Raw genomic sequence first — 19813 nt, forward strand, 5'->3', positions numbered from 1 at the left:
CCGAGTCTTCGCCAAACCACGTTCGGTGGTTATGGGTCCCGGATCAGCGCTCGCTTCGCTCGCTTGTCCGGGACGACGGCTGAGAATGCAGGGACAGCTCGCCAACAAACAAGCCTGCAACCCTACACCTGCTCCGCCTTCGCGAAGCGATCATCCAGCGCGTAGCCGGCGCCGCGGACGGTGCGGATCGGGTCCTGCTCGCGGCCGAGATTGAGCAGCTTGCGCAGGCGGCCGATATGCACGTCGACGGTGCGCTCGTCGATATAGATGTCGCGGCCCCAGACGCTGTCGAGCAGCTGCTCGCGCGAGAACACCCGTCCCGGATGCTCCAGGAAGAACTCCAGCAGGCGATATTCGGTCGGACCGAGATCGATCGGCCGGCCCGAGCGCGCCACGCGGCGCTTGTCACGGTCGAGCTCGATGTCGCCAAAAGCAAGGACGGTGGCGAGGCGCTCCGGGCTCGCGCGCCGCAGCAGGCCTTTCACGCGCGCCAGCAGCTCCGGCACCGAGAACGGCTTGACGATGTAATCGTCGGCGCCGGTCGCAAGACCCCGCACCCGCTCGCTCTCCTCGCCGCGCGCGGTGAGCATGATGATCGGGAGCTGCTTGGTCTCGGGACGGGTGCGAAGCCGCCGGCACAATTCGATGCCTGACAGGCCCGGCAGCATCCAGTCGAGCACGATCAGATCGGGGATGTGCTCCTTGAGGCGGGTGTCGGCGTCGTCGCCGCGCATCACCGTCTCGACGTCATAGCCGTCGCCTTCGAGGTTGTAGCGGAGAAGCTCGGTCAGGGCTTCCTCGTCCTCAACCACCATAATGCGTGCGCCCATCGGGTCGTCGCTCCTTAAGTCTTCAGGTGTTCGGTACCGTGTTGGCAAAGGTCGTCATGTCGCCCTTCGGCCGCTTGTCGGTGATCGCCTGGCCCTCGATCATGTAGAACACGGTCTCGGCGATATTGGTGGCGTGGTCGCCGATCCGCTCGATGTTCTTGGCGCAGAACATCAGATGGATGCAGAACGAGATATTGCGCGGATCCTCCATCATGTAGGTGAGGAGTTCGCGGAACAGCGAGGTGCAGATGGCGTCGACTTCCTCGTCGCCCTTCCACACCGCCATCGCCGCCGGCAAATCATGCGCGGCATAGGCGTCCAGCACCGACTTGACCTGCTGCTGCACGAGGTCGGTCATGTGCTCGAGGCCGCGGAACAGCTTGAGCGGATGGAAGTCCGTCTCCAGCGCCGCGACGCGCTTGCCCATGTTCTTGGCGAGGTCGCCGATGCGCTCGAGATCGGTCGCGACGCGCATGGCGCCGACGATCTCGCGCAGATCGACCGCCATCGGCTGGCGGCGGGCGATGGTGAGCACCGCACGCTCCTCGATGCGCTTCTGCAGCGCGTCGAGCTCGGTGTCGATGGCGACGACGCGCTGGCCGAGCGGGACGTCGCGGCGGATCAGCGCGTCGACGGACTCGACGATCATGCGCTCGGCGATGCCGCCCATCTCGGCGACCAGGCGAGTGAGTTCCTGGAGGTCGGTGTCGAAAGCCTTTGCGGTATGTTCAGAACCCATGTCGCGTCTCCTAGCCGAACCGGCCGGTGATGTAATCCTGCGTGCGCCGATCTGACGGCGACGTGAAGATCTTGCTGGTGTCGTCGAACTCTATCAGCTCGCCGAGATACATGAAGGCGGTCTTGTCGGAGACGCGCGCCGCCTGTTGCATGTTGTGGGTGACGATAGCGATCGTGTAATCCTCGGACAGCTCCTGGATCAGCTCCTCGACCTTGGCGGTCGAGATCGGGTCGAGCGCCGAACAGGGTTCGTCGAACAGGATCACCTCGGGCCGCACCGCGACGGTGCGGGCGATGCAGAGGCGCTGCTGCTGGCCGCCGGAGAGCGACAGGCCGGAGGCGTTGAGCTTGTCCTTGACCTCGTTCCACAGCGCGCCGCCGCGCAGCGCCTTCTCGACGCGGCCGTCCATCTCGGACTTCGAGATCTTCTCATAGAGACGGATGCCGAACGCGATGTTCTCGTAGATCGTCATCGGGAACGGCGTCGGCTTCTGGAACACCATGCCGACGCGGGCGCGCAGCAAATTGAGGTCCAGCCTGGGGTCGAGAATGTTGGTCTGATCGAGCATGAGCTGACCGGTGGCGCGCTGGCCGGGATAGAGGTCGTACATCCGGTTGAAGATGCGCAGCAGGGTCGACTTGCCGCAGCCCGACGGACCGATGAACGCCGTAACGCGGTTGGCGCCGAGCGTCAGGTTGATGTTCTTCAGCGCATGGTGCTCGCCGTAATAGAAGTCCAGGTTACGCACGGTCACCTTGGGGGGCGCCTCGGGCAGCACCGCCGCGTGCGGCAGTCCACCGGACGCGCTCATCGACACGGAAAGATCACTCATTTTGCGGTCCTCTCGGCGCCAAGGATGCGCGCGAAAATATTAAGGGCAAGAACGGTCAGGGTGATGAGCAGCGCCCCGCTCCAGGCCAACTGCTTCCAATAGGCATAGGGGCTCTGCACGAAGTTGTTGATGGTCACAGGCAGGTTCGCCATCGTCTTGTTCAGGCCGAGGCTGAAGAACTGGTTCGATAGCGCGGTGAACAGCAGCGGCGCGGTTTCACCGGCGACGCGAGCGGTCGCGAGCAGCACGCCGGTGATGAGACCCGATCGGGCAGCACGATAAGCGATCCGCTTGATCACCAGCGAACGCGGCAGGCCGAGCGCCGAGGCCGCCTCGCGCAACGCGTTCGGCACCAGCAGCAGCATGTCCTCGGTCGTGCGCAGCACCACCGGGATCACGATGACCGCGAGGGCGAGCGAGCCTGCGATCGCCGAGAAGCCGCGCATCGGCACCACCACGGCGCCGTAGATGAACAGGCCGATGATGATCGAGGGCGCCGAGAGCAGGATGTCGTTGATGAAGCGGATCACCGAGGTCAGCCGGTCATTGCGGCCGTATTCGGCGAGATAGGTGCCGGCGAACATACCGAGCGGCGCGCCGATGCCGACGCCGATCACGGTCATGATCAGCGAGCCGACGATGGCGTTGAGCAGACCGCCCTCGTTCGATCCCGGTGGCGGCGTGTTCTCGGTGAACAGCTGGACATTGAGTCCCGCCAGCCCGTTGTAGAGCAGCGTGATCAGGATCAGCGCGAGCCAGGTGACGCCGAAGGCGGTTGCGGCGATGCAGAGCCCGCGGACGACGATGTCCTTGCGGCGTCGGCGTGAATAGATCGGATTCATGGCGCTAATTCCCCGCCTTCTTTTCCAGCCGCATCAGCATCAGCCGCGCCGCTGCGAGCACGAAGAAGGTCAGAACGAACAGCAGGAGGCCGAGCAGGATCAGGCCGGATTGGTGCAGGCCGTCGCTCTCGGCGAACTCGGATGCGATCGCCGCCGAGATCGTGGTGCCCGGCGCAAAGATCGATGACGAGATCCGGAACGAGTTGCCGATGATGAAGGTCACCGCCATGGTCTCGCCGAGCGCGCGGCCCAGCGCCAGCATGATGCCGCCGATGACGCCGACCCGGGTGTAGGGGATCACCACGCTGCGGACGACTTCCCATGTGGTGCAGCCGACGCCGTAGGCGGCTTCCTTCAGGACCGGAGGCACCGTCTTGAACACGTCGACCGAGATCGAGGTGATGAAGGGCAGCACCATGATGGCAAGGATCAGCGCGGCATTGAACAGGCTGAGATAGGACGGGGGACCTGCGAAGATCGCGCCCAGCACGGGAACGCCGTCGAAGATCTTGATCATGAAGGGCTGGAACGTGTTGGCCAGGAACGGACCCAACACGAAGAAGCCCCACATGCCGTAGATGATCGAGGGAATACCGGCGAGCAGCTCGATTGCCATGCCGATCGGGCGGCGCAGCCATTGCGGGCAGAGCTCGGTGAGGAAGATCGCAATGCCGAGACCCACGGGAATGGCGATCAGCATCGCGATGAAGGAGGTGACGAGCGTGCCGTACATCGGCCCGAGCGCGCCGAGCACCGGCGGATCTGCGGAGGGCGCCCAGCGCTGCGTCCACAGGAAGGAGACGCCGTATTCTTTCATCGCCGGGAAAGCGCCGACGATCAGCGAAATGATGATGCCGCCGAGGATCAGAAGCACCGAGATCGCGGAGAGCCGCGTAATCCAGTAGAAGGTAACGTCGCCGAGCTTGAACGCGCTCAAGGCCTTGGCGCGGTCATACGGTCCGGCGTCGTCGATTACATCGCTCTGAACGGCCATCTCTGCCACGCCGATCCCCTGTACCAAATAGTATACGTTTTTTGTTGGTCCGTGCCCCGGATGCAGCGCAGCGCATCCGGGGCACGAGCGTCGCGAACCTAGCTCTTGATGTCGGCAGCCCAGGTCTTCTCGATCAGCTGAACGACCGGATCCGGCATCGGGATGTAGTCGAGCTCTTCAGCCGCCTTGCCGCCGCTCTTGAAGGCCCAGCGGAAGAACTTGATGGCTTCCTGCGAGGCCGCCTTGTCGGTGGCGTCCTTGTGCATGAGGATGAAGGTCGCCGCCGTGATCGGCCAGGATTTCTCGCCGGGCTGGTCGGTCAGGATGACGTAGTAGCCGGGAGCCTTGGCCCAGTCGGCGTTGGAGGCGGCCGCCTGGAAGGCTTCGACGGTGGGCTGCACAGGCTTGCCGGCCTTGTTGATGAGACCGGTGTAGGTCAGCTTGTTCTGCTTGGCATAGGCGTACTCGACATAGCCAATCGAGTTCTTGGTCTGGCTGATGTTGCCGGACACGCCTTCATTGCCCTTGGCGCCGACGCCGACCGGCCACTCGACCGCGGTACCCTCACCGACCTTGCTCTTCCAATCCGCGCTGGCCTTGGCGAGGTAGTTGGTGAAGTTGAAGGTGGTGCCCGAACCGTCCGAACGGCGGACCACGGTGATGGCCTCCGAGGGCAGCTTCACGTTCGGGTTGAGCTTCTTGATCGCGGCGTCGTCCCATTTGGTGATCTTGCCGAGATAGATGCTGGCCAGCGTCTCGCCGTCGAACACCAGTTCACCGGGCTTCACGCCCTCGATGTTGACGACGGGCACGATGGCACCCATCACCATCGGCCACTGGACGAGGCCGTCCTTCTCGAGCTGCTCGGCCTTGAGCGGCGCATCGCTGGCGCCGAAGGTCACGGTCTTGGCCTGGATCTGCTTAATGCCGCCGCCGGAGCCGATCGACTGGTAGTTCAGACCGTTGCCGGTCTCCTTCTTGTAGGCGTCGGCCCATTTGGAATAGATCGGGAACGGGAACGTCGCGCCGGCTCCGGTGATGTCGGCAGCAAAGGCCGCCGTCGTCGATGCGGCGACAATGCCAGCAGCGACGAGTGTTTTGAGGAAATTCATGCTGGTCTCCATACAGGGGAGCGAAGCGCCATCCGCGCCCGATCGCGCTCCCCGTGCCGCCCCTTTAGGAGCGGACAGCTGAGCTTTTACGAAGGTTTGGTGACAGTCGGATGACAGTGTTAAGCAGCTGAAATCGCTGGAATTTAGCTCAGAGCCGCAGGCTTGCCTGGGGAAAACAGGCGGTGAAAGTGGCGCCCTGTTTGGGCACGCTTTCGATCAAAAGCCGGCCGCGATGACGGTTAAGAATATGTTTCACCAGCGACAATCCCAGGCCGGTGCCGCCCTGCGAGCGGCTGTCGCCGACATCGACCCGGTAGAAGCGCTCGGTCAGCCGCGGCAGGTGCTCCGGCGCGATGCCGGGGCCGAAATCCCGGACCAGCACCCGGATTTCCTGAGTTCCATCAGGGGCCGCGCCTGATATCAGCGACACGATAATGCGTCCACCGGAGGCGCCGTATTTGAGCGCGTTCTCGATCAAATTCTCGAACAGGCGGAGCAACTCCTCGCGGTCCCCCGCGATCAGCACCGGGGTCTCGGGCAGCTGGGTCTCGACCTCGACCTGGCGTTCCCGCGCCAGCGGCTCGAGCCCATCGGCGACCTGCAAGATGATCGGCAGCAGGTCGACCAGGGTGTCGGGCCGCACATGGGCCGACAGCTCCACCCGCGACAGCGACAAGAGATCGTCGATCAGGCGCGCCATCCGGGTGGCTTGGTTGTGCATGATGCCGAGGAAGCGCTCGCGCGCCTTGGGATCGTCCTTGGCCTGGCCCTGGAGCGTGTCGATGAAGCCGGACAGCGCGGCCAGCGGCGTGCGCAGCTCGTGGCTGGCATTGGCGACGAAATCGGCCCGCATTTCCTCGACCCGGCGCAGCGGCGTCTGGTCGTGAAAGGTCATCAGCATGCATTTGTCGGCGCCGCCAAAGGTGGTCGGCACCGGCACCGGCGTGATGGTCAGCTCCATCCAGCGATCGACCGGGACATGGTCGAGATAGGTCGCGCGCCGCGGCTCGGTGGTCGCGATCGACTCGCGCAGCGCCGTGATGATCTCGGGCGAGCGCAGCGCGAACTGGGCGAGCTCATTCCGGCGCAGTGCCGGCGCGAGCTGGGCGGCTGCGGCGTTGAGATGGATGACGCGGCCGGCGCGGTCGAGCAGCACCGCGGGATCGGGCATGCCGGCGACCACTGCGGCGACCGCCGCGCTCTCGACCGGGTTGACGCGGCGGGTCTCTTCGCGCGAGGCGGCGGTATCGTGCAGGCGCCACGGGATCAGCGCTGCGGCCGCGATGCAGAGGAACACCGCAATCGCATGCAGCGCCGATAATTCCCCCAGCGAGACCACCACGGATAGCGCGAGCGCCGCGGCGATCAGGATGACGGTCGAGTGCCGCAGCCGGTCGGACCAGGGCGGGGAGGAGGGAGAAGTTGGGGCGTCGATCGCCATCGGGGCGGGCTTCTCCAAAAGGCCTTGCGCCGGTCAGGCGCCGCTGTCGCTGCGCTTTCTCACGTAAGCGGCTTCAGGCGCGGGGCCGGGGTCGAGCTTGAGCGCAGCCTGCTGCAGGCGCTTCGATCGTGCGCCGATGATAACTTCGCGAAACGTCAGCAAGATTACAGATATGACAAAAGGGGACAGATAATAGAGGACGCGGAACAGCAGCATCCCGCCCAGCAGCTCCTCGCGGTCCATCTGCCAGAGCCCGACCAGCATCGCCGCGTCGAACACGCCAAGGCCTCCGGGCGAATGGCTGGCAAAGCCGAGCAGCGTGGCCGAGACGAAGATCACCGCGACCACCACGAAACCGAGATTGGGCTCGTCAGGGACCAGCACGTACATCGCGAGCGCGCAGAAGCCGAGATCGATGATGCCGATCGCGATCTGGAGCAGCGTCAGCGGGCCGCCCGGCAGCATCACGGTCCAGGGCCCGCGGCCGACCATGCGCGGCTGGGTCCAGACCCAGACCACGTAAGCGACCAGTCCGACGATGATCATCATCGCCAGCATCCGGTTCAGCCAGGGCGGAAGCATGTCGATCGAGGCCGCGGCTTCCGGATGATAGGAGATGCCGAGGCCCAGCACCGCGGCATTGCCGAGCCAGAAGGTCAGGCCGGCGAGGAAGCAGATCTTTGCGACGTCGATCGCGTTCAGGCCATAGGCGGAATAGATGCGGTAGCGCACCGCGCCGCCGGTGAAGACGCTGGCGCCGACATTGTGGCCGATCGAATAGCTGGTGAAGGCAGCGAGCGCGTTAATCCGATAGGGCACGTGGGGATGGCCGATCGCGCGCACGGCGAACAGGTCGTAGAAGGTCAGCGTGAAATAGCCCGCAGCGACGAACAGCGCCGCCATCGCGATCTGGCTCGGCTCGGTGCTCTTGATCGCTTCGAGGACTTCGTTGACATCGATGCCGCGCAGCATGTGGTAGAGCACATAGCAAGCGATGCCGATGACCGCGACGCTGATCACAACTCCAAGCTTATGCAGGATTTGCTTCTGGCGCAGAAACGACATCGCCCTGCGTATGGCTTCCAGCATCTAAACCTCGAACAACGCTTCAGCGGCCAGGGTGGCCGGCGAACAGGCGGACGACACGCAGGCACCCGACGAATCCTCGCCGGCGGCTCCGGCATCGCGCATGCCCCCTGCCCCTCCACTAGCGCGTTTTGGGGCGGAGTGGAATTCGACAATTCGAACAAAAAGTCGTGGCTTCAAGGTTTTAGGCAGGTTGCGGGCTCCTGATGCACGGTTTGGCGCTTTCGGCGGCAAGCCTGACGCGAATCTCCATGGCCATCCTGGCGCAGACGCCATGAAGTTTTGATGATTTCGGCCGTACAATGTTCCGTCACGGCTTAAGTCGAAATCAATCTATGGGCGGGATTTCGCTGTTGAAAGAGGGTCGCGCCGCGCGCGGCCGCTGCGGCGCGCACGATTACGTGGCCGACGGCTCGCGCTCGATCATCCGGTTGCACTGCGACATCACAGACGTCATTGCGGCCGCCCGCCAGCGGCCGCGATGAGCACGTCGTTCGGAGGTAGCGTTCTGCTCAGGCCGCAAGCTGCGGGCGCACTGCCTCGATGCCCGCGATCCAGCCGGCGACGGAGCGCCCGATCGCCTCGGGGTGATCCTCCTGGAGGAAATGCAGGCCGGCGCCGAGACGAACCAGCGCGCAGTGCTTCAGGGAGGCTGCAAACCGTTCGGCAAATTCCGGTGAGACCAGAGCTCCGGGCTCGCCGGTGAACAGGAACTTTGGATAGAACGACGCGGCCAGCGCTGCATGCGCGGACTGCAGAGCCTGATAAACGTCAGCGGGCTCGCCTGCGATCGGCAGTTCGCGCGGAAGTGCAAGAACGGGCCGGCGGCTCTCTGGTGTTGGAAACGGCGCGCGATAGGGCGCCATCTCGTCATCGCTGAGCTTGCGGACCATGCCGCCGGGTAGCACGCGCTCGACGAAGGCATTCGCCTCGAGGATCATCGCCTCGCCCTCGCCCGGCGTCCTGAATTTACGGAAGGCCGCCCGCGCCGCCTCGGCATGCTCCTGCTCTGCGGCAACCTCGGTGTCGTGGAAGTCCTGCCAGGTCGGCATCGGACGAATGAATTCCATGAAGGCAAGGCCGCGCACGAAATCCGGCCGGCGCGCCGCAAGATGAAATGCGAGCGCCGTGCCCCAATCCTGCGCGACCAGATAGGCCGACGTAATGCCGCGCTGTTCGATGAAGGCATCGAGATAGCGGACGTGGTCGAAGAAGCGATAGGCGATGTTGGGCTTGCCGGACTGACCGAAGCCGATGTTGTCGGGCGCGAGGCAATGCGCGACCGGTGACACCAGGGGCATGATGTTGCGCCAGATGTGCGAGGACGTCGGATTGCCGTGCAGGAAGAGCGCGACCGGCGCGTTCTGCGCGCCTGCCTCACGATAGGCCATGCCGCTTCCGAGGACGGACGCTTTGCGAAGCTTGATGTCGATCTGCTTGGTCATGTCAGCTCCTTGAACACGGTTTGGAATGCGATGCTCTTGAAACGTTCGAGCGCTTTGGGATTGCGGTCGACCTTCATGCGCAGGATCGCGCCCTGCCAGGACGCGAGCAGGAAGTCTGCGAGCTCCTCGGGCTCGAAATCGGATGCGATCTCGCCGCTGGTTTGGGCATCCCTGATGCAGGCGGCGAACGGCATGCGCCATTCAGCAAAGATGGCCGCAAGGCGCGCGCGCAGCATCTCGCTGCTGCCGGTCGCCTCCAGACTGAGATCGCCGATCAGACAGCCGCGGCCGTAGCCGTCCGCTTCGAGCCGGCCAATGATGATGTCCAGGTAGCGCTTCAGCCGAGCCCGCGGGGTCAGCGAGGTGTCGTCGAGCGCCTCGGCGACCAGCCCCCTTGTGATCTCGAAGTAGCGGTCGAGCACCTCGGAGGCGAACGCTTCCTTGGAGCGGAAATGATTGGTGAAGGACCCCTGCGGCGCGCCCGCAGCAGTGGTGACGTCGCGCACGCTGGTGCCGTGATAGCCGGTCCGAAACATGACCTTCAGGCCGGCGTCGAGAATGGCGTCTTTGAGCGAGGGCTTGGGCATGGCGTTATAATACGTACGTACGTATTATTGTCAAGCGCGCTTTGTCGCCCTGGAAATCTGATGGCAGCGCAAGTTGATGAGCGCGATAGCGGGCGCGCGTTTGCCTCTCAGCTCAGCCGCTCAGGCCGGTGGCATGCTGCGCGCGACCACACGGTCGCGCAGCCAGGCGCCGATGCCGCCGCCGACGAGGTAGCAGGCGAACATGACCAGGCCGAGGTCGAGCCAGTAGCCGAAGCGACCGGGGACCACATGCGCGAACGAGGCCGCGACCAGGCCGGCAACAAGCACGGCGAGCCAGCGCGCGGTCACCTTCGAGGTGCCGTTGCCGCGTTGGACCACCGAGATCCAGCCCATGCAGAAGCCGAGCAGCAGCGAGCCGATCAGCCAGCCCAGATGGAACGAGACGAGATAGGGCATCGTCACCTCACCAGAAATTCGATGCGGCGGTTCTGCGCCTTGGCGTCTTCGCTGTCATTGCCGGCGACGGGCTGCGTGCTGCCGTAGCCGACCGCGGTGAACCGGTTGCCAGGCAAGCCGGCCTTGACCAGGTAGTCGATCACCGCCTTCGCGCGCTTCTCCGACAGTGCCTGGTTGAAGGAATCCTCGCCGTCGGCATCGGTATGCCCGGCGACCTCGATATTGGTGGTGGGACATCGCAATGCCGTCTCGATCAGATGATCAAGAATGCCGGCGGAATCCGGATCGATCTCGGCGCGCTTCGCCCCGAAGCGAATCTTGGCCTTGGCCAAGAGCTCGGAGAACAATTGCTGGCACACGGTGCCGTCGACCGGCCCGGCCGCGGGTTTCACCGTGATTTCCGGCTTGTACTGCCAGTTTTTCGGAAAATCCTTGCCGAGGCCTGCGCGGATGTCGTTGGCGGCACCTTCATAGAGCGCATCGCCCGACAGCTTCACCTCGCGGTCGGACACGACGAGCGTGCCGGTCGACAGTCGCGACAGCGCGCCGAGCGCTGCGACCACGGCGGGGCTGAAGGAGCCGGGCGCGCCGACGCTGGCCTTGAGATTGTCGACAACCTTTTCGTTGAAGAATTTCCGCGACGCGCTGGTGGCGATGGCCGCGTGGACATTGTTGTCGGGAACATAGCCGGTCAGCGTCACCGTCGCGGCCACCGGATCCTTGTAAGCCTGGAACACGTAAGGCGGCGCCTTGACATCGTTGGCGGCGATCGAAAAGCCCTCGGGCAGGTTTTTAAGGGCCGCTGCGACCGCTTCGCGGCCGCCGAGATCGCGCGCCATCCCTGACAGAGTGACTTTGGTGTCTGTGATCGTGATCTTGCCGTCCTTGAGCTTGCCGATCTGGTCGAGCAGCAGCATCGCAGCCGCCTCGAACCGCGGCGGTGCGCCGCGGGCCAAACCCATCTGATCGGCCACCTCGGTGCCGCCGACCTCCTTGCGGGCCGCCTCGGTCAGGCGGCCCTTCATCGACGGCAGGGGCGCGGAGCCTGACAGCGTCACCCGCACCACGTCGCGCTCGGCGTTCCAGACGAAGGGCTTTGCCTCGGGCACGAGGCGGGTCCGGTCGTCGACCAGGCGCACGCCGGGGACGGTCTCGACCGCCACAACAGCGTCGCGGCGCCCCTCCTCAGAAAACGCGTCCGCAGCCAGGCTGACGTCGCGGCCATCCACCGCGATCCGGGTCTTGTCCAGAACGGTATCCTTTAGCGCCGCCGAGCTGCGGGCGGAAAGGTCCGCCTCGACCGGCAAAGTGTTATTCCAGGCCGCAAATCCCCACATGACGGCCAAGGGGATCAGCCCCGGCCACCATTTGCTGGCCCACCTGAAAAGCTTGTGCATTCGACGACCCGAACTCTGGAACCGGAGACAAAACAAACCCTTGGCAGGCTGTCAAACCGGAAATGACGCCCTTCCGAAGGCCGGGCCTGGACAATTGGAATAACTTTTTCTTCAAGGGTTCTTCCGTAAGTTGAAAGCGGAATGCCAAAGTCCGCCAGCGGGTCATGAAACAACTCCGTAACAACGTCATCCGCGCCGGGCTGGAAGCACTCTATTTCAGCGGCGCCCACCACCTGTTGCGTCCGCTTTTGTCGGGCGTCGGCGCCATATTCATGCTGCATCACGTGCGGCCGGCCCGCGGCGCGGCGTTCCAGCCGAACCGGCATCTCGAAGTCACCCCCGAATTCCTGCGTGCCACACTGCGCCACCTGCGCGCGCGCGAGATCGACATCGTCAGCATGGACGAGCTGCACGAGCGGCTGGTGCGGCGCCGGTTCGACCGCCGCTTCGCCGCCTTCACGCTCGACGATGGCTATCGCGACAATCTCGATTTTGCGCTGCCGGTTCTGCGCGAATTTGACGCGCCCTTGGCGGTCTATGTCGCCAGCGATTTCGCGGAGGGGACGGGCCGGCTGTGGTGGGAGGCGCTGGAGGCCGTGATCGCCAAGACCGAGCAGATCGAGGTGACGATCGGCAATGCCGCGCTGCGGCTCGATGCGACGACGCCAGCCGCCAAGCAGGTGGCGTTCGATCGCCTGCACGACTGGTTGCGCGCACTGCCCGGCGAGCACGATCTCAAGCGCGAGATCGAGGCGCTCTGCACGAAGTACGGCGTCGACATGGCCGCGCTGTGCCGCAGCCTCTGCCTGTCCTGGGACGAGGTGAAGACATTTGCCGCCGATCCCCTGGTCACGATCGGCGCGCATTCCGTCAGCCATTGCAATCTCGCCAAGCAAAGCGAAGCGATCGCCACGCAGGAGATGGCCGTGAGCCGCGCGCGGATCGAGCAGGCGCTCGGCCGCAACGTTCAACATCTGGCCTATCCCTATGGCGATCGCGAGGCGGCGGGCGAGCGTGAATTCGTGCTCGCTGCATCCGCCGGCTTCAAGACCGCGGTGACGACGCGGCCCGGCATGCTGTTCGCCGAAGACGCCGGCCGCATGACGGCGCTGCCACGGGTCTCGCTCAACGGCAATTACCAGGACACGCGGATTCTGCCGGTGCTGACCTCGGGCGCCGCGACCGCGATGTGGAACGGCTTCCGCAGGATCGCGGCGGCTTAATCTCTCCGTCTTGGCTGCCCGAACTCGGACGTCGCATGGCGAAAGCCAGGACGACGATGCGGCACTTTCCTTGACTCCCCTCCCTACCCCGCTCAAAACGTCGCCAAACACCAAGGGAGGCACCATGTTCAACGATCTGTTCTCGCTCAAAGGCCGCGTCGCGCTGGTGACCGGTGGTTCGCGCGGCATCGGCAAGATGATCGCGGCGGGATTTCTCAGCGCGGGAGCCGCGAAGGTCTACATCACCGCGCGCAAGGCAGGACCTTGCGAGGCCACCGCGAGAGAGCTGTCAGGCCGATATGACGGTGAGTGCATCGCGCTGCCGATCGACATCTCGACCGTCGACGGCTGCGACAGGCTCGCTCGCGAAATCATCAAGCTGGAGCCGAAGCTCAACATCCTCGTCAACAATGCAGGGGCTGCCTGGGGCGCGGAGTTCGACGAATTCCCCGAAAGCGGCTGGGACAAGGTGATGGACCTCAACGTCAAGTCGCTGTTCTTCCTGACCAAGGCGCTGGCCAAGCCGCTGCGCGCGGCGGCTTCGCATGAGCGGCCCGCCAAGGTCATCAACATCGCCTCGGTTGACGGCATTTTCGTCAATCCCGGCGAGACCTACTCCTATGCCGCGAGCAAGGCCGCGGTGATCCATTTGACGCGGCGCATGGCGACGAAACTGATCAAGGACAACGTCAACGTCACCGCGATCGCGCCCGGCGCGTTCAAGTCCGACATGAACCGGGCTGCGCGCGACCATTCGGACGAGGTCGCCAAGCGCATTCCGGCGCGGCGGATCGGAACCGACGAGGACATGGCCGGCGTGGCGATCTATCTCGCCTCGCGCGCGGGTGACTACGTGGTCGGCAACACCATCGCGGTGGATGGCGGCGTGGTGTACGCGAACGCGGGGCTGGAGATCGCGGGGTAGGCGGGGGCGCGTCAGCACGACGCCCTCACCTCACACTCCGGTGTAGTCCCGGCCTTCGCCGGGACGACAGGTGAGTATGTAGCGCGGCCGTCGCGCCTCGCTGGCGGCCCTTACGACTCGATCCTCACATATTCGAAATCGCCGGGCTTGTTGTCGATGCCGACTTTCGGCGGTGAGATCCAGGAGGCGAACTGGCCGGTCTCGGTGACGGGCTGCATCAGCGAGGTGATGAAGTCGCCGTCCGCGGTCGAGGGCAGCCATTCGTCCTTGCGCTTCGCCCAGGTGGCATCGTCGATCAAAATGCCGTCGGGCGTCGCGTGGATGCCCTTGAACTCGCCGATATGGCGGTGGAAGGCGACGTTGGGCAGCTTGAGCTGAAACTGGTAGCCCGCGGTCGAGATCACCTTGTTCCAGCGCAGCATGCCCTTGACGCAATCCTGGCTGTAATCGTCGCGCAGGCGCATGTTGAGCGCGGTCAGCGCCGGCTCGTCGACGAGCTTGATCTCACCGTCGATGAACTTCAGCACCGGATAGGTGGCGTTCTTGAGCTGATGATCGTCGTCGATCTGGGTCTCGTGATAGCGACCCTTGATGCCGGTGTTGAAGGCGTTCGCCGCGTTGGTCGAGACTTCCGAGCCAAACAGATCGAGCGACAGCGTATAGTGCAGGTTCAGCTTCTTCTGAATGGTCGGCAGGTCGATCACGCCGAGCGCGCGGACCTTCGCGATGTCGGTGGGATCGGTGATGCCGGCTTCGCGCATCGCATCGCAGGTGCGCTGCACGACGCGGGTGATGCCGGTCTCGCCGACGAACATGTGGTGCGCTTCTTCCGTCAGCATGAAGCGGCAGGTGCGCGACAGGGGATCGAAGCCGGACTGCGCAAGCGAGTGCAGCTGCATCTTGCCGTCGCGGTCGGTGAAGTAGGTGAACATGAAGAAGGACAGCCAGTCCGGCGTCGCCTCGTTGAAGGCGCCCAGCATGCGCGGCGAGTCGGCGTCGCCCGAGCGGCGGCGCAACAAATCGTCGGCCTCTTCACGTCCGTCGCGACCAAAGTACTTTTGCAGCAGGTACACCATCGCCCAGAGGTGACGGCCTTCCTCGACATTGACCTGGAACAGATTGCGCATGTCGTACAGCGAGGGCGCGGTCTTGCCGAGATGGCGCTGCTGCTCGACGGAGGCGGGCTCGGTGTCGCCCTGGATCACGATCAGACGGCGCAGCATGGCGCGATACTCGCCCGGGACTTCCTGCCAGGCCGGCTCGCCAAAATGCTCGCCGAACGGCACGACGCGGTTCTCTTCCTGGGGAGCAAGGAGAATGCCCCAGCGATACTCGGGCATCCGCACATAGTCGAACTTGGCCCAGCCGCGCGGATCGACCGAATAGGCGGTGCGCAAGTACACCAGCGATTCCTGGAAGCCTTCCGGCCCCATGTCTTTCCACCAGTCCATGTAGCCGGGATGCCAGCCTTCCAGCGCCTTGAGCACCTGGCGGTCTTCGGCCAAATTGACGTTGTTCGGAATCTTGGTCGAGTAGTCGACGTTCATGATGTTCATGGAAGACCTCCCGTGTGGGACTAGTTCATTAAATCGCGGGCATCGAATTGTGGGATCGCGAATAGCGAGGCGAATGACGTCTCTATTCGCTATTCGCCACTCTCCATTCGCGCTCTACACTCGCGTCATATCGAATTTCGGCTTCTGGCCGCTGCCGTAGCGGCGCAGCGCGCCTTCCTCGCCGACCGCGTTGGGGCGCTGGAAGATCCAGTTCTGCCACGCGGTGAGGCGCGAGAAGATCTTCGATTCCATCGTCTCGGGGCCGACGAAGCGCAGGTTGGCTTCCATGCCGGTGAGGCTGTCGGGCGAGAAGCTGGCGCGCTCCTCCAGGAACACGCGGACCTCGTCGTCCCAGTCGATGTCGTCGAGTGCGAAGGTGACGAGACCGAGCTCTTCGGCCTGCTCGGCGTCCAGCGCGGTGCCCGTCGTGGCTTCCGCGCGTTCCACATCGGACGGATCGGCCTGGAAGCGCGACTGAAGCCGCGTCAGGCCATGGCTCATCGGATACGGGCCAAAATTCATCGCTGACAGTTCGATCGACGGCGGCGGGCGGTTGTCGCCCTGGCGCGTGCCGATCAGCATGTAGGAACGGTCGGCGGCGAAGACGAGCTCGGCGAGCGTGCCGGCGAAGCAGGAGCCGGGCTCGACCAGCGTCACCAGCGTGCGCGAGGTGACGTCGATGCGCTTCAAGACACGCTTCCAGTAGTGCCTGATTTCGTTGACCAGCCAGTGCGCCTTGTTGGCTTCGAGGAAGGCGTCGCAGGCGAGCACATGGGCGCGGTCGCCGTGACTCTTGAACACCAGCATCGCGATCTCGAGCTCGTTGATACGCAGATGCAGGATGGCGTCGTCGAGTTCGCGCGCGACCTGGAGCGGCCAGAACGCGACACCCTGCGCCATCATCCCGTCGATATCGGCGGGCGGCGCGGCTTCAGGCGCCTTGATCGAGATCGTGGCGATGCGGGCGGCGCGGTCGACGTCGACGGTGACAAAGCCGTAGCGGATGCTCGTCTCATCGATGATGCGCTTGAGCGGCGTCAGCGCGATGCCCTTGCCGCTGCCCTTGCGCTTCGAGGCCTGGGCGAATTCCCTGGCGCGCTCGGCAACCTTGCCTTCGAGCTTGCTGTTCGGCGCGATCTCGTCGACCAGGCGCCATTGCACGGCGCGCTTGCCCTTCACGCCTTCTTCGATGGTGCAGAAGAAATCGGCGTGATCGCGGCGCACCTTGCGCTTGTCGACCACACGCGTGAGGCCGCCGGTGCCCGGCAGCACCGCCAGCAGCGGCACTTCGGGCAAGGCGACGGCGGACGCGCCGTCATCGGCAAGCATGATGTAGTCGGTGGCGAGCGCGAGCTCATAGCCGCCGCCGGCGGCCGAGCCGTTCACGACGGTGATAAAGCGCTGGCCGGAATTCTCCGACGAGTCTTCCATGCCGTTGCGGGTCTCGTTGGTGAACTTGCAGAAATTGACCTTGTGGGCATGCGTCGAGCCGGCGAGCATGCGGATGTTGGCGCCGGCGCAGAACACGCGGTTCTTGGCCGAGCGCATCACCACGACCTTCACCTCGGGGTGCTCGAAGCGCAGGCGCTGGACCGCGTCGGCAAGCTCGATGTCGACGCCGAGATCGTAGGAATTGAGCTTGAGCAGATAGCCCTCGAACAGGCCGCCATTCTCGTCGACGTCCATGGTCAGGGTGGCGACGTCACCGTCAACCGCGAGCTTCCAGTGCCGGTAGCGGGACGGCTCGGTCTGGAAATCGATGAATGTCGCGCCGCCTGCGAGGCGCCGATCTTCCTCGGCCATGGGCCACCCTTGAGTTCGTCTTGGTTTACCGTTAGATGCACAATAATGCATATTGTTGCGCGCGTCTAGACTTTAACGGCCCATACATGCATTTTGTTGCATGTCCTCTCCTAGGGCCGCTGCTGCAAATTGCTCAATCGCGTGAAGCGTCGCTCCCGGAGCTTCGCGATGCGGAGAATGCGCCGCGCCTGACATGACTTTCAAATCGACCGGGCAATAGCATTCGTGCTGCGCGATCTCGGCCTGACGCAGCGTCCCGTATTGGTCGTCCACGCCTTGAAGGATCAGGACGGGAACGCGGATATAAGCGAGATATTCCGAGATATCCCAGTCGCGGAATTTGGGATCGAGCCAGGCGGCGTTCCAGCCGTAGAAGGCGTTGTCGACGTCCGTGTGCCAGCGCGCGAGCTTTGCCTTCAGGTCGGTGGTCTCAAATGCCGTCTTGATGTCCGCAATCGACTTCACCGAGATGTCCTCGACGATGAAATGCGGCGCGATCAGTACGAGGCCGTTCAGGCGATGATCCTGATGCGCGCCGGCATAGATCGTCGCGATCGACGCGCCGTCGGAATGGCCGAGCAGCAGGCCACGCCTGAAGCCGATCGCGTCGAGGATCTTCGGCAGCACGTCGAGTGCCTCGCGCTGCATGTAGTCGAGCGGCCGCGGCAGCGCGACCTTGCTCGACTGGCCGTAGCCCGCGCGCGAATAGACGAAGATGCCGGCGGAGGTCGCCTCTCGCAGCTTCTCGGGGAAGTCACCCCAGAGCCCGACCGAGCCGAGGCCTTCATGCAGCATGACGATGGTCGGTGCATCGGCGGATTGCGGCGCCAGCCATTTGTATTCGAGGCTGGCGTCGCCGATGCTGAGGAAGCCGGTGGGGGCGAGGTTGGTCATGCTCTGTCGCTCTTCTCTCTCCGTCGTCAAGCCCGGCCATGACGACCTGTTGTCAATTCGCCCCGTCCCGCAGCTTGAACCGCTGGATCTTCCCCGTCGCCGTCTTCGGCAAGGAATCCACCACGTCGATCCAGCGCGGATATTTCCACGGGCCGATCTTCTGCTTGACGTGATCCTTAAGCATCTCCTGCAGGCCCGCCGTCGTCGCGCCGGGGCGCAGCACGACGAAGGCCTTGGGCTTCAGCAGACCTTCCGGATCGGCTTCGGGCACGACGGCAGCTTCCAGCACGGCGGGATGCGTGATCAGCGCGCTCTCGACCTCGAAGGGCGAGACCCAGATGCCAGAGACCTTGAACATGTCGTCGGCGCGGCCGCAGAAGGTATAGCGGCCCTCGGAATCCCTGACATATTTGTCGCCGGTGCGGGTCCACGGCCCCTCGAACGTGCGGCGGCTCTTGTGGCGCTGGTTCCAGTACCCCTCGCCGGCGGAGGGCGCATCGACCAGGAGCTCGCCGACCTCGCCGTCGGCGACATCCTGTCCGGCCTCGTTGACAAGCCGCACCGCATAGCCGGGCACCGGTTTGCCGGAGGAGCCGTATTTGATGTCGCCGGGCGCGTTCGACAGGAAGATGTGCAACAGCTCGGTCGAGCCGACGCCGTCGAGAATATCGACGCCGAAGCGCGCCCTCCAGCTGTTGCCGACGGACTCCGGGAGCGCCTCGCCGGCCGAGGTGCAGATGCGGAGCGACTTGCCGCCGCGCTCGCTCTTCATCGCTTCGTCGTTGAGCATCGCCGCGAACAGGGTCGGCACGCCGTAGAAGATCGAGGGATTGTAGCGGTTCATCAGGTCGAACATGCGTGCGGGCGTCGGCCGTTCGCTGTTGAGCACCACGCTGGCGCCGACCGACATCGGAAAGGTCAACGCATTGCCGAGGCCATATGCGAAGAACAGCTTTGCCGCGGAAAGACAAACGTCGTTCTCGCGAATGCCGAGCACCTGCTTCGCATAAGTGTCCGCGGTCGCCTGCATGTTCGAATGGATGTGCCGCACGCCCTTGGGCATGCCGGTCGAACCTGAGGAATACAGCCAGAATGCCGGTTCGTCGGAATGGGTGGCGGCGGTGGTGAACTGATCGCTCTCGTCCGCAATCTCCTCGGCGAGCTGCTTGTGGCCGTTCTGTTTGGCGCCGGAGACCACGACATGCTCCAGATCCGGCATGCGGCCGACGACGTCCTTGATGACGGGATAGAGCGCTTCCGAGACGAACAGCACGCGCGCGCGGCAATCGGCGAGGATGTAGGCGTATTGATCTGATGTCAGCAGCGTGTTGAGCGGCACCGGCACGATGCCGGCGCGGATCGCGCCCAGAAACACGATCGGGAAGTCGACCGTATCCAGCATGATCATGGCCACGCGCTCTTCGCGGCGGCCCCCGAGCCGGCGCAGCATGTTGGCGGCGCGCCGCGTTTCGCGCTGGAGCTCGCCATAGGTGAGGCGTGAGACGGTGTCGTCGAAGGCGAGCTTGTTGCCGCGTCCCTCCTCGACGTTCCGGTCGAGCAGCCAGGTCACCGCGTTATAGGATCCCTCGCTCACGGACTTCTCCCCTGAATTTAGAATTATAATTCATAGAAAGACACCGCCTCGGCTTGCTGTCAATGCCAGCAGGCACTATGTTTCATTAATACGCGC

At 64.3% G+C, this 19813-nt stretch carries 19 protein-coding genes; 3 read left to right on the forward strand and 16 right to left on the reverse strand.

Features of this window, described 5'->3' with window-relative positions; genetic code table 11:
* Window positions 1-122: 122 nt before the first annotated feature.
* The 8 genes from phoB to IVB07_RS36405 all read right to left on the reverse strand — a co-directional run bounded on the left by phoB (window position 123) and on the right by IVB07_RS36405 (window position 7879).
* A complete protein-coding gene (gene phoB, locus IVB07_RS36370; protein WP_007597871.1) occupies window positions 123-830 on the reverse strand; it encodes a phosphate regulon transcriptional regulator PhoB in 708 nt (235 codons plus the stop codon).
* Window positions 831-852: 22 nt separating this feature from the next.
* Window positions 853-1569, reverse strand: coding sequence for a phosphate signaling complex protein PhoU (phoU, locus tag IVB07_RS36375; RefSeq protein WP_018456067.1), 717 nt, complete (start codon window positions 1567-1569; stop codon window positions 853-855).
* A gap of 10 nt (window positions 1570-1579) precedes the next feature.
* On the reverse strand, window positions 1580-2401 hold the full coding sequence (pstB, locus tag IVB07_RS36380; RefSeq protein ID WP_018456066.1) for a phosphate ABC transporter ATP-binding protein PstB: 822 nt from the start codon (window positions 2399-2401) through the stop codon (window positions 1580-1582).
* Window positions 2398-3243, reverse strand: coding sequence for a phosphate ABC transporter permease PstA (gene pstA, locus IVB07_RS36385; protein WP_018456065.1), 846 nt, complete (start codon window positions 3241-3243; stop codon window positions 2398-2400). Before pstA ends, pstB begins: the two co-directional genes overlap by 4 nt.
* A 4-nt stretch (window positions 3244-3247) precedes the next feature.
* Window positions 3248-4237, reverse strand: coding sequence for a phosphate ABC transporter permease subunit PstC (gene pstC, locus IVB07_RS36390; RefSeq protein ID WP_018456064.1), 990 nt, complete (start codon window positions 4235-4237; stop codon window positions 3248-3250).
* A gap of 98 nt (window positions 4238-4335) precedes the next feature.
* Window positions 4336-5349, reverse strand: coding sequence for a phosphate ABC transporter substrate-binding protein PstS (gene pstS / locus IVB07_RS36395; RefSeq protein WP_026233076.1), 1014 nt, complete (start codon window positions 5347-5349; stop codon window positions 4336-4338).
* 148 nt (window positions 5350-5497) lie between these two features.
* Entirely contained in the window at window positions 5498-6790 is a 1293-nt protein-coding gene (locus tag IVB07_RS36400; RefSeq protein ID WP_247364213.1) for an ATP-binding protein, read from the reverse strand.
* A gap of 33 nt (window positions 6791-6823) precedes the next feature.
* Window positions 6824-7879, reverse strand: coding sequence for a lysylphosphatidylglycerol synthase domain-containing protein (locus tag IVB07_RS36405; protein WP_018456061.1), 1056 nt, complete (start codon window positions 7877-7879; stop codon window positions 6824-6826).
* Window positions 7880-8211: 332 nt separating this feature from the next.
* Here IVB07_RS36405 and IVB07_RS36410 point away from each other — a divergent pair, with 332 nt between their 5' ends.
* Window positions 8212-8361 (forward strand): hypothetical protein, encoded by a 150-nt coding sequence (locus IVB07_RS36410; protein WP_018456059.1) that lies wholly within the window; start codon window positions 8212-8214, stop codon window positions 8359-8361.
* A gap of 27 nt (window positions 8362-8388) precedes the next feature.
* Here the strand turns inward: IVB07_RS36410 and IVB07_RS36415 are convergent, their stop codons facing one another.
* From IVB07_RS36415 to IVB07_RS36430, 4 genes are all read right to left on the reverse strand, one after another.
* A complete protein-coding gene (locus tag IVB07_RS36415; RefSeq protein ID WP_247767413.1) occupies window positions 8389-9321 on the reverse strand; it encodes a haloalkane dehalogenase in 933 nt (310 codons plus the stop codon).
* The gene (locus IVB07_RS36420; RefSeq protein WP_018456057.1) at window positions 9318-9908 is read right to left on the reverse strand and encodes a TetR/AcrR family transcriptional regulator; all 591 of its coding nucleotides are present in this window, start codon (window positions 9906-9908) and stop codon (window positions 9318-9320) included. The genes IVB07_RS36415 and IVB07_RS36420 overlap by 4 nt, the downstream gene beginning before the upstream one ends.
* Window positions 9909-10028: 120 nt before the next feature.
* The gene (locus IVB07_RS36425) at window positions 10029-10325 is read right to left on the reverse strand and encodes a membrane protein (RefSeq protein ID WP_018456056.1); all 297 of its coding nucleotides are present in this window, start codon (window positions 10323-10325) and stop codon (window positions 10029-10031) included.
* A 2-nt stretch (window positions 10326-10327) separates the two neighbouring features.
* The gene (locus tag IVB07_RS36430) at window positions 10328-11722 is read right to left on the reverse strand and encodes an OmpA family protein (protein WP_018456055.1); all 1395 of its coding nucleotides are present in this window, start codon (window positions 11720-11722) and stop codon (window positions 10328-10330) included.
* 164 nt (window positions 11723-11886) lie between these two features.
* Between IVB07_RS36430 and IVB07_RS36435 the strand changes: the two genes are divergently transcribed.
* Both IVB07_RS36435 and IVB07_RS36440 read left to right on the forward strand, forming a co-directional pair.
* Entirely contained in the window at window positions 11887-12945 is a 1059-nt protein-coding gene (locus IVB07_RS36435; RefSeq protein ID WP_018456054.1) for a polysaccharide deacetylase family protein, read from the forward strand.
* Between the two features lie 124 nt (window positions 12946-13069).
* Window positions 13070-13870 (forward strand): SDR family oxidoreductase, encoded by an 801-nt coding sequence (locus tag IVB07_RS36440; protein WP_018456053.1) that lies wholly within the window; start codon window positions 13070-13072, stop codon window positions 13868-13870.
* Between the two features lie 110 nt (window positions 13871-13980).
* Here the strand turns inward: IVB07_RS36440 and boxB are convergent, their stop codons facing one another.
* The 4 genes from boxB to IVB07_RS36460 form a co-directional block, all read right to left on the reverse strand.
* On the reverse strand, window positions 13981-15417 hold the full coding sequence (gene boxB / locus IVB07_RS36445; protein WP_026233075.1) for a benzoyl-CoA 2,3-epoxidase subunit BoxB: 1437 nt from the start codon (window positions 15415-15417) through the stop codon (window positions 13981-13983).
* 123 nt (window positions 15418-15540) lie between these two features.
* Window positions 15541-17229: a 2,3-epoxybenzoyl-CoA dihydrolase gene (boxC, locus tag IVB07_RS36450; RefSeq protein ID WP_247295966.1), complete on the reverse strand. Its 1689-nt coding sequence runs from the start codon at window positions 17227-17229 to the stop codon at window positions 15541-15543.
* Window positions 17230-17301: 72 nt separating this feature from the next.
* Complete coding sequence (locus IVB07_RS36455; RefSeq protein ID WP_018456050.1) at window positions 17302-18123, reverse strand: alpha/beta hydrolase; 822 nt, start codon at window positions 18121-18123, stop codon at window positions 17302-17304.
* 52 nt (window positions 18124-18175) lie between these two features.
* On the reverse strand, window positions 18176-19717 hold the full coding sequence (locus IVB07_RS36460) for a benzoate-CoA ligase family protein (RefSeq protein ID WP_247295964.1): 1542 nt from the start codon (window positions 19715-19717) through the stop codon (window positions 18176-18178).
* Between the last annotated feature and the right edge of the window lie 96 nt (window positions 19718-19813).

The sequence above is a fragment of the Bradyrhizobium sp. 172 genome (assembly GCF_023101065.1).
Classification (GTDB): Bacteria; Pseudomonadota; Alphaproteobacteria; order Rhizobiales; family Xanthobacteraceae; genus Bradyrhizobium; species Bradyrhizobium canariense_D.